Genomic DNA, 13,987 nt, shown 5'->3' on the forward strand with positions numbered 1-13,987 from the left:
TTGGACGGATCATCGCAGGCTACCTAGCGTCGATGAACGTGACTGCCACGATAGAGCGCGGCGCCGCCACCGCGCCCGTTATCCCCCCCAAGGGTGAAGAGAAGCCCAGAGCCAAGAGGCCTGGCGGATTCCTGACCTCGTCCAACGGCAAGAAAGCCGTCATGGCCGTCACGGGGGCCGTCATGGTGCTCTTCCTCGTCGGCCACATGCTCGGCAACCTCAAGATCTTCGCGGGCCGCGACTCCTTCGACGAGTACGCGCTCGCGCTGCGCACCCTGCTGGAGCCGATCGCCCCGTACCGGACCCTGCTCACCCTCGTCGAGATCGTCCTCGTGGTCTCGGTCGTCCTGCACATGTGGGCCGCGATCTCGCTGTCCCGCCGCGCGGCCGCGGCCCGGCCGGTGAAGTACGCGGCCAGGAAGAAGTCGCAGGCCAAGGGGTACGCGACGCACATCATGCGGTTCGGCGGCATCACGATCGCGCTTTTCGTGGTCTGGCACCTGCTCGACCTGACCTTCGGCGTGGTGAACCCGAAGGGCTTCGACTCCTCACCGGCCGACCGGATGATCGCCGGGTTCGACCCGTCCCGGTGGTACGTGACGCTTCTCTACATCGTCGCCGTCGCCATGGTCGGCCTGCACCTGCGGCACGGCATCTGGAGCGCCTTCCAGACGCTCGGCGTGGCCAACCGCGACAGGAACAGGGCGCTGCGCGCGGTCGCGGGGCTCGGCTCCGCCGTCCTGGTCATCGGTTTCCTCGCGCCGCCGCTCGCCATCACGTTCGGAGTGGTCCAGTGAATTTCGTCGAAGGCGCGGAGATCCGCGACACCAAGGCACCGGCCGGTCCCATCGAGGAGCGGTGGGAGAAGCGCAAGTTCGGCGCCCGCCTGGTCAACCCCGCCAACAAGCGCAAGCTCGACGTCATCGTGGTGGGCACCGGCCTGGCCGGCGGTTCCGCCGCCGCGACGCTCGGCGAGCTCGGCTACAACGTCAAGTCGTTCTGCTACCAGGACTCGCCCCGGCGCGCCCACTCCATCGCCGCCCAGGGCGGCATCAACGCCGCCAAGAACTACCGCGGCGACGGCGACTCGATCTACCGCCTGTTCTACGACACGGTGAAGGGCGGCGACTTCCGCGCCCGCGAGTCGAACGTGTACCGCCTGGCCGAGGTCTCGGTGAACATCATCGACCAGGCCGTGGCCCAGGGCGTGCCGTTCGCCCGCGAGTACGGCGGTCTGCTCGACACCCGCTCGTTCGGCGGCGCCCAGGTGTCGCGTACCTTCTACGCCCGCGGCCAGACGGGCCAGCAGCTCCTGCTCGGCGCGTACCAGGCGCTGGAGCGGCAGATCGCGGCCGGGACCGTCGAGATGTTCACCCGGCACGAGATGCTCGACCTGATCGTCTCCGACGGCCGGGCGCGCGGTGTCATCGTGCGCGACATGGTGACCGGCGACATCGAGCGGCACTTCGCCGACGCCGTGGTGCTCGCCACCGGCGGCTACGGCAACGTGTTCTACCTGTCCACGAACGCCAAGGGCTGCAACACCACCGCCATCTGGCGGGCGCACGAGCGCGGCGCGTACTTCGCCAACCCCTGCTACACGCAGATCCACCCGACCTGCATCCCGGTCTCCGGCGACCACCAGTCGAAGCTCACGCTCATGTCGGAGTCGCTGCGCAACGACGGCCGCGTGTGGGTGCCGCTGCGCAAGAACGACTCCCGCGCCCCCGGCGACATCCCGGACGCCGAACGTGACTACTACCTGGAGCGGATCTACCCCGCCTTCGGCAACCTGGTCCCGCGTGACATCGCCTCCCGCGCCGCCAAGAACGTCTGCGACGAGGGCCGCGGCGTCGGACCCGGCGGCCTGGGCGTCTACCTCGACTTCCGCGACGCCATCGGCCGGCTCGGCCGCGACGCCGTGGAGAAGAAGTACGGCAACCTGTTCGAGATGTACGAGCGCATCACGGGTGAGAACCCGTACGAGACGCCGATGCGCATCTACCCGGCCGTCCACTACACGATGGGCGGACTGTGGGTGGACTACGACCTGCAGTCGACGGTCCCCGGCCTGTTCGTGATCGGCGAGGCCAACTTCTCCGACCACGGCGCCAACCGGCTCGGCGCGTCCGCGCTGATGCAGGGCCTGGCCGACGGCTACTTCGTGCTGCCCACCACGATCGGCGACTACCTGGCCGACGGGCCGTTCGGGGACGTCGACGAGGAGGCCGTCGCGGCGGCCGAGGTCGCGGTGCGCACGAAGATCGACCGGCTGATGTCGGTGAACGGCACCCGCACCCCCGACTCCTTCCACCGCGAGCTGGGCAAGCTCATGTGGGACTACTGCGGCATGGACCGCACCGAGGAGTCGCTGCGCAAGGCCCTGGAGCGCATCCCCGAGCTGCGCCAGGAGTTCTGGGAGAACGTCAAGGTCACCGGCGTCGCCGAGGAGCTGAACCAGACGCTGGAGAAGGCCGGCCGGGTGGCCGACTTCTTCGACCTGGCCGAGCTCATGTGCCTGGACGCCCTGGTGCGCAGCGAGTCGTGCGGCGGCCACTTCCGGGCCGAGTCGCAGGACTCCGACGGGGAGGCGCTGCGCGACGACGAGAACTTCGCCCACGTCTCGGCGTGGGAGCACTCGCCGGACGGCACGCCGGTGCTGCACAAGGAGCCGCTCGAGTACGAGTACGTCAAGATGAGCCAGCGGAGCTACAAGTGAACCTGACCCTGAAGGTCTGGCGTCAGAGCGGACCCAAGGACCGCGGACGCATGGTGACTTATCGGGTGGAGGATGTTTCGCCCGACATGTCCTTCCTCGAAATGCTGGATGTGCTGAACGAGCGGCTCATCCTCGAAGGCGACGACCCGATCGCCTTCGACCACGACTGCCGCGAGGGCATCTGCGGCATGTGCGGCATGGTCATCAACGGCGTCGCGCACGGCGAGCAGGTGGCCACCACCACCTGCCAGCTCCACATGCGGCACTTCGAGGACGGCGCCACCATCACCATCGAGCCGTGGCGGGCCGCGCCGTTCCCCGTGATCAAGGACCTGGTCGTCGACCGGAGCTCCTTCGACCGCATCATCCAGGCCGGCGGATTCGTCTCCGTCCCGGCCGGCTCCGCCCCCGACGCGCACAGCGTGCCCGTCCGCAAGGAGGACGCCGACGCCGCCTTCGACGCCGCCACCTGCATCGGCTGCGGCGCCTGCGTCGCGGCCTGCCCCAACGGGTCGGCGTCCCTCTTCACCGCAGCCAAGATCACCCACCTGAGCCTGCTCCCGCAGGGCCAGCCCGAGCGCCTGTCCCGCGCCAAGGCCATGGTGGACCAGATGGACGCCGAGGGCTTCGGCGGCTGCACCAACACCGGCGAGTGCACGGCCGTCTGCCCGAAGGGCATCCCGCTGGACACGATCGCCCAGATGAACAGCGACTACCTCAAGGCCAACGCCAAGTAGCCCGCTTCTCCGGAAGGGCCGCGCGGTTCCCACCGCGCGGCCCTTTCCTGCTCCTGTTGGGGATAATCCGGTTCGGGACGGTTGAGTAGGCTGGCGGCATGACCGCCATGGCGCCGGGCCGCTCCGAGCCTGACCTGTCGTTCCTGCTCGACCACACCAGTCACGTGCTGCGTACGAAGATGGCGGCCGCGCTGGCCGAGATCGGCCTGACCGCGCGCATGCACTGCGTGCTCGTCCACGCCCTGGAAGAGGAGCGCACGCAGATCCAGCTCGCCGAGATCGGCGACATGGACAAGACGACCATGGTGGTCACCGTCGACGCCCTGGAGAAGGCGGGCCTGGCGGAGCGCCGCCCCTCCAGCACCGACCGGCGGGCCCGCATCATCGCGGTCACCGAGAAGGGCGCCGAGGTAGCCCGGGACAGCCAGCGGATCGTGGACGGCGTGCACCGGGAGGCGCTGGACGCCCTGCCGGAGAAGGAGCGGGAGATGCTCCTGTCGGCGATGAAGCGGCTGGCCGAGGGCCATCTCGCCACCCCGGTGGAGGTCGCGCCCGGCGCGCGCAGGGCCAGGCAGTCCCGGAAGTAGTTCTGTAGAGGATCGTCTATAACAAAACTATCTGTTAAGGTCTCTCCTGTTTCCCATGAACAGGAGGGGCCATGTCGCCCACCCCGCACCGCCGGCTCGCGTTGATCGTGCTGTCCGCGGCGAGCCTGATGACGATCCTCGACGGCAGCATCGTGACCGTCGCGATGCCGGCCATCCAGCACGACCTGGGCTTCACGCCCGCCGGGCTGAGCTGGACCGTCAACGCCTACTTGATCCCCTTCGGCGGCTTGTTGCTCCTCGCCGGGCGGCTGGGCGACCTGATCGGCCGCAAGACGATGTTCCTGGCGGGCAACACGCTCTTCACCGTCGCGTCACTGCTCGCCGGCCTGGCCACCACGCCCGGCATGCTGGTCGCCGCCCGCTTCCTGCAGGGCGCGAGCAGCGCCATGGCGGCGGCCGTGGTCCTCGGCATCCTGGTCACCCTGTTCACCGAGCCGGGCGAGCGGGCCAAGGCGATCGGCGTGTTCAGCTTCACCGGCGCGGCCGGCGCCTCCATCGGCCAGGTGCTCGGCGGCGTGCTCACCGACGCGCTCTCCTGGCACTGGATCTTCTTCATCAACCTGCCGATCGGGCTGGCCACCGTCGCGCTGGCCGCCCGCGTGCTGCCCGCCGACCGCGGCACGGGGCTCTCGGCGGGCGCCGACGCCCTCGGTGCCGCGCTGGTCACCGGCGGCCTGATGCTGGGCATCTACACCGTCATCAAGATCGAGGAGTACGGCTGGGCGGCGGCCCACACGCTGGGCCTGGGCGCGCTGTCGGTCGCCCTGCTGGCCGGCTTCTTCGTCCGCCAGGCCACGGCCCGCACCCCGCTCATGCCGCTGCGCGTCTTCCGCTCCCGCAACGTCTCCGGCGCGAACCTGACCCAGATGCTGGGCCTTTCGGCCATGTTCGCCTTCCAGATCCTCGTCGCGCTCTACATGCAGAAGGTCCTCGACTACAGCGCGCTGGAGACAGGGCTGGCCATGCTGCCCGCGGCGGTCGCGATCGGCGGGATCTCGCTGTTCCTCTCCGCACGGCTGAACGAGCGGTTCGGGGCGCGTGCCGTGCTCATCGCCGGCCTGGCACTGCTGATGGCCGCGATGGGCTGGCTCTCCCGGGTGCCGGTCCAGGCGTCGTACGTCACCGACCTGCTGCCGGCCATGCTGCTGATCGCCGGGGGCGGGCTGGTGCTGCCCGCGCTGGCCACGCTCGGCATGTCGGCCGCCAGGGCCGACGACGCGGGGCTCGCCTCGGGCCTGTTCAACACCACCCAGCAGATCGGCATGGCGCTGGGCGTGGCCGTGCTGTCCACGATGGCCGCGTCCCGCACGGGAGACCTGCTGGCCCGGGGCATGACGGACGCGGCGGCCCTCACCGGCGGCTACCGGCTGGCGTTCGGCATCGCGGCCGCCCTGCTGCTGACGGCCCTCGTGGTCGCGGTGACCGTGCTCCGCTCGCCCGCACCGGCCACGGAGCACCTCGTGGAGCGCAGGCCGGCCTGACGGCCTCCCCGGGGTGGGGAGGCCGTCGAAGAGCGGGTCAACTGTGCGGGCAGGTGTCGCGATACTCCTCGATGGCGGTGCCCCGGGGGGCCGGGCAGAGGAAGGGGTCGTAGCGGAGGTCGTCGTCCACGAAGCGCTTCAGCCAGGCGACCATCGACTTGGCCATCGTGGTGTTGGTGGTCTGCGGGAAGAAGTGGCTGGCGCCGTTCAGCTCCAGATACGCCTTCTCCGACGAGGCGGGGATGCTCTCGTAGAACGGCTGGGAGTGGGTGGTGACCGAGGCGACCGAGTCGTTCTCACCGCCGATGATCATCGTGGGGACGCGGACGCCCGACCAGTTCTTGGTCAGGTTCCACGGGGCCAGCGGCACGGCCGCCTGCAGGCTGGGGCGGTCGTCGGCGGCTTCGAGGCTGCCGCCGCCGCCCATCGAGTGGCCCGCCACCGCCAGCCTCGACGGGTCGATGCGGCTGCGCACCGCGGTCGGGCTGTCCTCCACCAGCCAGTCGAGCGCGGCCAGGAGCTGGCGGCCGCGGCTGGCCGGCTGGTCGTAGCGGCTGTTGGTCTCGATGCCGATGACCACGAAGCCGTGCGAGGCGATCCGCGGGCCGAGCCACGACAGGCTCGACCAGGAGGCGGTGTAGCCGGGCGAGATGGCGATCGCGCCGAACGTGCCCTGGCTGGTGTCGTTCGGGTAGTAGACGCGACCGCCGCCGAACCCGGTCACGAGCGAGGACACGGACTGGTCCGAGGTGCTGAACGGGCCGCGGCTCGCCTCCAGGAGGGAGTCCGTCGGGTTCGGGCCGCGCTCGAACGGTCCGGCGGCGCTAGCCGGTTGGGCCAGGGTGAGGGCGCCGCAGGCGAGGGCTGCGGCCACGGCGAGTCTGGCGATCGCGTTGCGGGGATACACGTCGGCAACTCCATCTGTGGGGGGTGCGAACGCCGCCATTGTCAGACCGGGCGGCGCGTCCCCGCATCGCGTGAATCGCCGGTGTCAGAACAGCAGCCGCGCCAGCTCCACCCGGGACCGCACGCCCAGCCTGGCGAACACGTTGCGCAGATGATGGTCGACGGTGCGGGGGCTGAGGAAGAGCTGGGCGGCCACCTCCCGGTTCGTCGCGCCCTCCGCCACCAGCCGGGCGATACGCAGCTGCTGGGGCGTCAGCACCTGCTCGGGGCCGCCGCCGGGCGCCGGGCGGGCCACGGTCTCGCCGGCCGCGCGCAGCTCGGCGCGGGCCCGCTCGCTCCACAGCCGCGCCCCCAGCCGCTCGAACGTCTCCAGCGCGCCGTGCAGGTGCTCCCGCGCGGCTCCCGGCCGGCGTTCCCTGCGCAGCGCGCCCCCGTACAGGAGCTGGGTGCGCGCCGTCTCGAACCGGCACGCGCCCTGCCGGTGCAGCTCCAGGGCCTCCTGGAAACGCTCGCCCGCCTCGCCGGGCGCGGCGAGCAGCGCCCGGCAGCGCGCGACGAGCGCGCGCCGGTCCGGGCTGCTCGTACTCCCGGCCCACCGCTCCAGCACCCGCAGCGCCGCCGTGGCGCGCCGGTCGTCGCCTGTACGGGCCGCGGCCTCGATGAAGTGCGGGCTGGCCATGACCCGTACGACGACATGGTCGTTGTCACGGTGCCCGCGCAGCCGGGCGGCGGAGTCGGCGAGCCTGCCGGCGGCCAGGTCGAGGTGGGCCAGCGCCCAGGTGCCGAGGGCGCCGGCGATGCCCAGGCCGTGCGACTCGGCCAGGTCGAGCGCGCGGTGGGCGCGGTCGCGGCAGGCGTCGGCGTCGCCCTGCACCGCGTCGGCGTGCGCCAGCCAGGCGAGATGCTGGGCGGCGGCGTTGGGCTGGCCGGACGCCTCGGCCAGCCGGAGCCCCTCCGCGGCGTGCGCGGCCACCGACGGGTAGCGGCCCAGCCAGAAGTGCGCCTGCACCACCGACTCCAGCAGTTGCGGCACGAGCGTGACCGCGCCGCGCCGGCGCGCCGTGTCGACCGCGCGCGCCGACAGCTCCAGCGCGGTCGCGTCCTCGCCCAGCAGCAGGCTCGCCACGCACGCCCACACCAGCGGGACGGGGCTGCGCACCGCCGGGGCGAGCCGCACCACCCGCCGCAGCGGCCCCGCCGCCGCGCGATGGTCGCCGCTGAACGTGGCGGCGATCCCCTGCAGATACTCGAACATGAGCTGCGCGTTCGCGCAGTCGTCGGGACGGCGCAGCAGGGCGACCTGCCCGGCGATGGCGTGGAAGGTACGGATGTCGCCGGTCAGATAGCTGGCCTCGGCCGCGTGCAGCAGCGCCTTGACGCCGTCGATCCGGTCGCGCTGCACCAGGCAGGAGGCGGCGGTCAGCAGCTTGTCCCTGGCGCTGTCGGCGTGACCGCTCAACAGCTCCAGCCTGCCGCGCATGAGCTGGGCCTGGCCCTCCAGAGGGTGCCTCGGCTGCGCGAGCAGCCACCTGGCCCGGGGCACGTCACCGGACACCCAGGCGTGGCGGGCGGCCGCGGCCAGCCACTCCGTCCTGCGCTCCTCGACGCCGGTCAGCTCGGCGGCGTGCTCGTACGCGGCGGACCTGCCCGGGTAACCCCGCGCGGTGGCGGCGGACGCGGCGGCGGCCAGCTCGGCGGCGAGCTGATCGGGCGGCCCGTCCAGGGCGTGCGCGCGGTGCCAGGCGCGGGCGAGCCGGTGCCGGTCGCCGTCGAGGAGCCTGCCCAGCAGGGCGTGCGCCGCGCGCCTGCGGGCTGGCGGCGCCTCCGCGTAGGCGACGGCACGCACCGTCTCGTCCGCGAACCCGTACCGCCCGCCCGCCGCCCTGATCAATCCCGCGCGCTCGGCCGGCGCCAGGACGGCGGGCGGCCCGGCGGCCAGGAGTTCGCGGTGCAGCCGCGCCTCGGCGCCGGACTCCTGGGCGGGTCGCCGGCGGAGAGTCTCGGCGTTCAGCCCCGGATGGGCGGCGAGCAGGAGGAGCAGGAACCGGGTGGCTTCCGGGAGCCGGGCCAGCCGCTCGGCGTGCGCGCGGTGCAGACGCCCGCCCGGCGGGAGGCCCGTGGGCGGCGCGGCCAGCCCGGCGAGCTGCTCGGGCGTCAGCGATCCGACGAGCTCGCGCCAGGCCAGCGGGTTGCCTCCGGCCAGTCGCGCCAGGCAGGTGCGCAGGTCGTCGGGGAGCGCGCCCGCCGCCAGCTCGTGGGCGAGCGCCCGGCACGCGGCGGGATCCAGCCCTTCCAGCACCCGTACGGGCACGTCCTCCGGCAGCCCGGCCGCGTCCCGCACCGCCAGCAGCAAGGCGATCCGCTCGCCCGCCACCCTCCTGGCAGCGAAGCACAGCGCCTCCCTGCTGACTTCGTCGAGCAGGTGCAGATCGTCCACGCACACCAGCACCGGCTCGGCCGCCGCCAGCTCGGCCAGGAACTCCAGCACCGCGGCGGGCAACGCCATCCCGTCCCCGGCCGTGCCCCGCCGCAGCGCCCGCGCCAGCACCGGCGACCGGACCAGCCGCGCCACCGGCCGCAGCAGCGCGTGCAGCCCGGACCCGGCCAGCCGCGACTCCTGCGGCACCCCGCGGGCGCGCAGGACGGCGAACCCACCGGCCATGGACGCGGCCCGGCCGAGCACGGCGGTCTTGCCGATACCCGGCGGTCCCGCCAATACCAGCGCGCCGCCGTCGCCGGCCCGCGCCGCGTCGAGCAGCAGCCGCACGGCGTCCAGCTCGGCGGCTCGGCCATGCAGCCCCTCTGACATGACCAGAGTGTGACTCGCGTTTGTCAACCGGAAAAGGGCCCAGCTGTAAAGTCGGCGAAATCGCCGATGGGGCCGCGTGACTTAATGAGTACGTTTCAGAGCGTACAAATGAGGTGGCACACGATGCAGAAGCCCCAGCGGGTACTGGCCCGCGAGATGGAATGGTCGGCGTTGACCAGCTTTCTCGAGCACACCCGGATCGCCGGCTGCGGCTGGCCGTGGTGTCCGGCAGGCGGCGGGTGGGGAAGAGCTACCTGCTGCGCGCCCTGGCCGAAACCGCGCATGGTCTCTACGTCACGGCGGTCGTGGAAGAGGGCGTGGTCCTCGCCAGGCGGCGGTTCGCGACGGAGATCGCGCGGTACGCGGGCATCGACCCCGGGCTCATGGCGGACGCCGGTTGGGAGACCCTCCTGACCACGGCCATCGAGTTGACAGCGGGCCGGGGTGGGTTGCTGGTGATCGACGAGTTGCCGTACTGGATGGCGCACTCTCCGGAACTGCCCGGCCTGTTGCAACTGCTCTATGACCGGTCGCAGGCGGGGGAGGGGTCGGAGGGCGGTCGGGTGATCGTATGCGGCTCGGCGCTCTCGGTGATGAACGAACTGTTGTCCGGCACCAAGGCGCTCCGCGGTCGCGCCGCCGTCGACCTGCGGCTGCATCCGTTCAACTGTCCACCATGGCTCGCCACTGGGGCATCGGTGATCCGCACGCGGCCCTGCGGGTGCACGCCGTCTACGGCGGCTCCCCGGGTTACCGCAACCTGGCCAACGTGCCACCGCCGCAGTCTCTCGCGGAGGTGGACGACTGGGTCGCGGCCACGGCTCTCGACTCCAGCCAGGCGCTGTTCTCGGAGAGCGAGAGCGAGTATCTGCTCCGCGAGGATCCCCGCTTCACCGGCAGCTCCCTGCACTACGCGATCATCAACGCGGTAGCCGGTGGGGCGACGAGTCCCAGCAAGATCGGCGGCTTGCTTGAACTGTCGCGTACGTCGCTGACTTGCCCCATCGAGGCGCTGGTCACCGCGGGTTACCTGCGGTACGACAGCGATCCGTTGTGGGAGCGCCGTCCGGTGATCAGCGTGGTCGACCCCATCGTACGGTTCCACAACCTGATCACCGTGCCGCAGCGCGACCTGGTGGAGACCGGACAGGGAGCGGAGGCCTGGCGCAGGGCGCGACCCGCCTTCGACTCCCGGATCCTCGGCCCGCACTTCGAGGAGTGCGCCAGGGGGTGGCTGCGGGGTCAGACGGCCACCGCGCTGCGTGGCGCCGCAGGTCAGATCACCTCGACCGTGGTCAACGACGGGAGGGGACGGGCCAGGCACGAGATCGACGTCATCGCGCTGGACAAGCGAGGCGGGCGAGCGGTCGTCGGCCTCGTCGGCGAGGCGAAGGCGACGATCACCAAGGGGGGCATGGCCGATCTCGACCGGTTGGACATGCTCGCGGGGCTGCTCTCACAGCACGGTCACGACACCTCGGCCGCCACGCTCGCGATCTTCTCGCTGACGGGATTCCACCGGGATCTCATCGAGGCGGCCCGCGCCCGAGGCGACGTGCTCCTCGCCGACCTGGAAACGCTCTTCGGGATTCGCGAGCCGGTGGTCACGCCCAGGGAAGGCTGAATGAGCCGGGCCGGAGCCGGACGGCTGCCGCGGCCGGTGAGGCCGGAACGGTCAGGCGACCCAGTCGGCGGTGTCGTCGATCCGCTGACGCCACAGCTTCTCGCCCTCGCCGCCCGGCTCCCACCGCGCGGCGAAGTCCAGCAGGTTGCGGCAGCGGTTGAGCATCGCCGCGTGACGCTCCTCCCACGACGGCACCGGCCCCCCGTACGCCTCGAAGAAGTGACGCAGGTGGGGAACGTGCTCCGGATGGTGGGCGCGCACGATCCACTCGCACCACGCCAGATCCTCCACCGGCCGGCCGGGATGCGCCCACTCCCAGTCGAGGATCGCCACCGCCTTGAACGTCTCCGGGTCGAACAGCATGTTCTGAGGCCCGTAGTCGCCGTGCACGAACCCCATCCGGTGCAGCCGGGACAGCGCGCGGCCGCACTCGGCGAGCACCTCGACAGGGTGACCCTCGTCGAGCAGGTCCTGACCGTGGACGCCCGGGATGTAGTGCATGCTCACGCTCGTGTCGGTCACCGCGTGCAGCTTCGGCACCGGCATCCGTCTGCGCAGCCGCCGCAGGAACCGCGCCTCCGTCCGGAGCCGGACGGCGGCGTCGGGCCCCTGGTAGCACTTGACGACGAGAGCGCCGTCTCCGACCGTGCTGTTGGTGTACCCGTGCTCCACGAGAGACGATTGTGGCGTACTCCTGAGGTCGGTGTGAGGGGGCACGCCCAGACTGACCCATCTTGTACGAAACGTCGGGTGATCGACACGCTGCGGGATAAATCAATTGCCGATCAACCAGGGACTTTGCCACTGTTGACTGGCTATGCGCTCCCTTCCTGACGCCGACCCCGGCCTGCCCGACATCCGCAGCCCGTTCCGCTATCTGTGGTGGAACGCGCGGCGGCAGAGCCGCGCCCTCCTGGCCGGCATCGCCTTCGCCACCACCTGGTGGCTGGCGCAGGCGCTGGTGCCGGCCGCGCTCGGCATGGGCATCGACGCGCTCAGGCTGAAGGACACCGGCGCGCTGCTCGCCTGGTCGGGCATTTTGCTCGGGCTGGGGCTGGTGCAGGCGTTCACCGGGATCATGCGGCACCGGTTCGCCGTCTACAACTGGCTGTCGGCCGCCTACCGCACGGTCCAGCTCACCACCCGGCAGGCGGCCAGGCTCGGCGCCACCCTGTCGAAGCGCCTGTCGACCGGCGAGGTGGTCAGCGTCGGCAACTCCGACATCGCGCACATCGGCAGCTCCATGGACATCCTGCTGCGCGGCACCGGGTCCGTCGTGGCGATCGTCGCGGTCACCGTGATCCTCATCTCGACCTCGCCCGTACTCGGGCTCATGGTGCTGATCGGCGTGCCCGTGATGACGGCGGCCGTCGGGCCGCTGCTGCGGCCCCTGCACCGCAGGCAGAAACATCAGCGCGACCTGACCGGCGACCTGGCCACCAGGTCCGCCGACATCGTGGCCGGGCTGCGGGTGCTCCGCGGCATCGGCGGCGAGCAGGTGTTCGCGGAGCGCTACCGGGAGGAGTCGCAGCGGGCCCGCCACGCGGGCGTCGGCGTCGCCCGGGTGGAGTCGCTGCTCGAAGGCGCCCAGATCGTGCTGCCCGGCCTGCTCATCGCGCTCGTGACCAGCGTCGGCGCGGCCTTCGCCGTCGACGACCGGATCACCGTCGGCCAGCTCGTCACCTTCTACGCGTACGCGGTCTTCCTGGTCGCGCCGATGCGCACGATCACCGAGGCGGCCGACCGGCTCACCAAGGGACACGTCGCCGCCCGCCGGGTGGTGCGGATCCTGTCGATCGAGCCGGAGGTGACCGGCGGCACGGGCAGCACCGCGGGCGGCGTGCTGCGCGACAGCCACAGTGGTGTCACCCTGCAGCCCGGCTCTCTCACCGCGCTCGCCGCGGCCCGGCCCGAGGACGCCATCTCCATCGCCGACCGGCTGGGCCGCTACTCCGACGGCGACGTCACGTTCGGCTCCGCCGACCTGGCGTCGCTGCCGGTGGAGGAGGTCCGGGCGCGCGTCCTGGTCGCGGACAACGGCGCCCGCCTGTTCACCGGGACCCTCCGGGCCGAGCTGGACGTACGCGGCACCGCGACCCCCGAGCTGATCAGCCGGGCCCTGCACGCGGCGTGCGCGGAGGACATCGTCGAGGCGCTGCCCGGCGGGCTCGACGCGCAGGTGGCTGAGGCGGGGCGGGAGTTCTCCGGCGGCCAGCAGCAGCGGCTCCGGCTCGCCCGGGCGCTGCTGGCGGACCCCGAGGTGCTCATCCTCGTCGAGCCGACCAGCGCCGTCGACGCCCACACCGAGGCGCGCATCGCCGACCGGCTGGCGGCGGCGCGACGTGGCCGCGCCACGCTGGTCTGCACGACCAGCCCGCTGGTGCTGGGTCGGGTCGATCACGTGATCTACGTCGAGGACGGCCGGGTCCAGGCGGAGGGCACCCACCGCGACCTCCTGACCACCTGCCCGGCATACGCGGCCACGGTCACGAGAGGGGAGACCTGACGAGATCCCGCACCCTTCGGAGTTTCGGACCTCCAAAGGTGGTCCTGAAGGGATCAGCGGCGAAGAGGAGAAAAGGCCCCCGACCAAGGACTGCGCGGGCGGCACGGCCCCCGGGAGGCGAAGGGTCGCACGTCGGGAGGCAACGTGTCCGCAGGAGGAGCCCGACGCAGAGCGGAGACAGGACAGGGCGGCATCGGGCGAACGGGGGGAGCGGTAAGTGCGGAGATGGGCTCGGGTGACTCCGGGTGCAACGGCGGGAGCGGTGACGGCGGAGGCAGGGCGGGTCGGCCCCGCGTGAACGGCGGGAGCAGTGACTGCGAAGGCGGGACGGGGTGGCTCCGGGTGAACGGGGGAGCGGTGAGTGCGGAGATGGAACGGGGTGGCCCCGGGTGCAACGGCGGGAGCAGTGACTGCGAAGACGGGACGGGGTGGCTCCGGGTGAACGGGAGAGCGGCGACGGCGAAGGCGGGGCGGGTCGGCTCGCGTGAGCGGTGGGCGCGGTGACTGCGAAGGCGGGACGGGGTGACTCCGGGTGAACGGCTGGAGGTTGGCTGCGGAGCCGGGACGGGGCGGCTCGGCGTGAGGGCAGGGGCCGGC

10 protein-coding genes are annotated in these 13,987 nt (G+C 72.0%); 7 read left to right on the forward strand and 3 right to left on the reverse strand.

The window, feature by feature from the left end; genetic code table 11:
- Positions 1-32: 32 nt before the first annotated feature.
- The 5 genes from FR742_RS01385 to FR742_RS01405 all read left to right on the forward strand — a co-directional run bounded on the left by FR742_RS01385 (position 33) and on the right by FR742_RS01405 (position 5,545).
- Positions 33-797: a succinate dehydrogenase cytochrome b subunit gene (locus tag FR742_RS01385; protein WP_148029217.1), complete on the forward strand. Its 765-nt coding sequence runs from the start codon at positions 33-35 to the stop codon at positions 795-797.
- Positions 794-2,719, forward strand: a complete 1,926-nt coding sequence (locus tag FR742_RS01390) for a fumarate reductase/succinate dehydrogenase flavoprotein subunit (protein WP_148029218.1) — start codon at positions 794-796, stop codon at positions 2,717-2,719. Before FR742_RS01385 ends, FR742_RS01390 begins: the two co-directional genes overlap by 4 nt.
- Entirely contained in the window at positions 2,716-3,456 is a 741-nt protein-coding gene (locus tag FR742_RS01395) for a succinate dehydrogenase/fumarate reductase iron-sulfur subunit (protein ID WP_148029219.1), read from the forward strand. Before FR742_RS01390 ends, FR742_RS01395 begins: the two co-directional genes overlap by 4 nt.
- Before the next feature lie 98 nt (positions 3,457-3,554).
- Entirely contained in the window at positions 3,555-4,043 is a 489-nt protein-coding gene (locus FR742_RS01400) for a MarR family winged helix-turn-helix transcriptional regulator (RefSeq protein ID WP_148029220.1), read from the forward strand.
- 71 nt (positions 4,044-4,114) lie between these two features.
- Entirely contained in the window at positions 4,115-5,545 is a 1,431-nt protein-coding gene (locus tag FR742_RS01405) for an MFS transporter (RefSeq protein ID WP_148029221.1), read from the forward strand.
- Positions 5,546-5,582: 37 nt separating this feature from the next.
- Here FR742_RS01405 and FR742_RS01410 read toward each other — a convergent pair whose 3' ends face one another.
- Positions 5,583-6,491, reverse strand: a complete 909-nt coding sequence (locus FR742_RS01410; RefSeq protein ID WP_148029222.1) for an alpha/beta hydrolase — start codon at positions 6,489-6,491, stop codon at positions 5,583-5,585.
- A gap of 45 nt (positions 6,492-6,536) precedes the next feature.
- Positions 6,537-9,260, reverse strand: coding sequence for a LuxR C-terminal-related transcriptional regulator (locus FR742_RS01415; RefSeq protein WP_148029223.1), 2,724 nt, complete (start codon positions 9,258-9,260; stop codon positions 6,537-6,539).
- A gap of 676 nt (positions 9,261-9,936) precedes the next feature.
- On the opposite strand from FR742_RS01415, the gene FR742_RS45535 reads away from it, so the two are divergent.
- A complete protein-coding gene (locus FR742_RS45535) occupies positions 9,937-10,884 on the forward strand; it encodes a DUF234 domain-containing protein (protein ID WP_261808303.1) in 948 nt (315 codons plus the stop codon).
- A gap of 51 nt (positions 10,885-10,935) precedes the next feature.
- Here the strand turns inward: FR742_RS45535 and FR742_RS01425 are convergent, their stop codons facing one another.
- Positions 10,936-11,556 (reverse strand): phosphotransferase, encoded by a 621-nt coding sequence (locus FR742_RS01425; protein ID WP_148029224.1) that lies wholly within the window; start codon positions 11,554-11,556, stop codon positions 10,936-10,938.
- Between the two features lie 145 nt (positions 11,557-11,701).
- On the opposite strand from FR742_RS01425, the gene FR742_RS01430 reads away from it, so the two are divergent.
- The gene (locus FR742_RS01430) at positions 11,702-13,390 is read left to right on the forward strand and encodes an ABC transporter ATP-binding protein (RefSeq protein ID WP_148029225.1); all 1,689 of its coding nucleotides are present in this window, start codon (positions 11,702-11,704) and stop codon (positions 13,388-13,390) included.
- Positions 13,391-13,987: the final 597 nt, after the last annotated feature.

The sequence above is a fragment of the Nonomuraea sp. C10 genome (assembly GCF_008017515.1).
In the GTDB taxonomy this organism is placed as follows: Bacteria; Actinomycetota; Actinomycetes; order Streptosporangiales; family Streptosporangiaceae; genus Nonomuraea; species Nonomuraea ferruginea.

Excerpts from the sequence above, each read along its gene's own strand:
- FR742_RS01385 (WP_148029217.1), top strand. The coding sequence starts at position 33 with ATGAACGTGACTGCCACGATAGAGCGCGGCGCCGCCACCGCGCCCGTT.
- FR742_RS01430 (WP_148029225.1), top strand. The coding sequence starts at position 11,702 with ATGCGCTCCCTTCCTGACGCCGACCCCGGCCTGCCCGACATCCGCAGC.
- FR742_RS01410 (WP_148029222.1), bottom strand. The coding sequence starts at position 6,491 with ATGGCGGCGTTCGCACCCCCCACAGATGGAGTTGCCGACGTGTATCCC.
- FR742_RS45535 (WP_261808303.1), top strand. The coding sequence starts at position 9,937 with ATGGCTCGCCACTGGGGCATCGGTGATCCGCACGCGGCCCTGCGGGTG.
- FR742_RS01400 (WP_148029220.1), top strand. The coding sequence starts at position 3,555 with ATGACCGCCATGGCGCCGGGCCGCTCCGAGCCTGACCTGTCGTTCCTG.
- FR742_RS01405 (WP_148029221.1), top strand. The coding sequence starts at position 4,115 with ATGTCGCCCACCCCGCACCGCCGGCTCGCGTTGATCGTGCTGTCCGCG.
- FR742_RS01415 (WP_148029223.1), bottom strand. The coding sequence starts at position 9,260 with ATGTCAGAGGGGCTGCATGGCCGAGCCGCCGAGCTGGACGCCGTGCGG.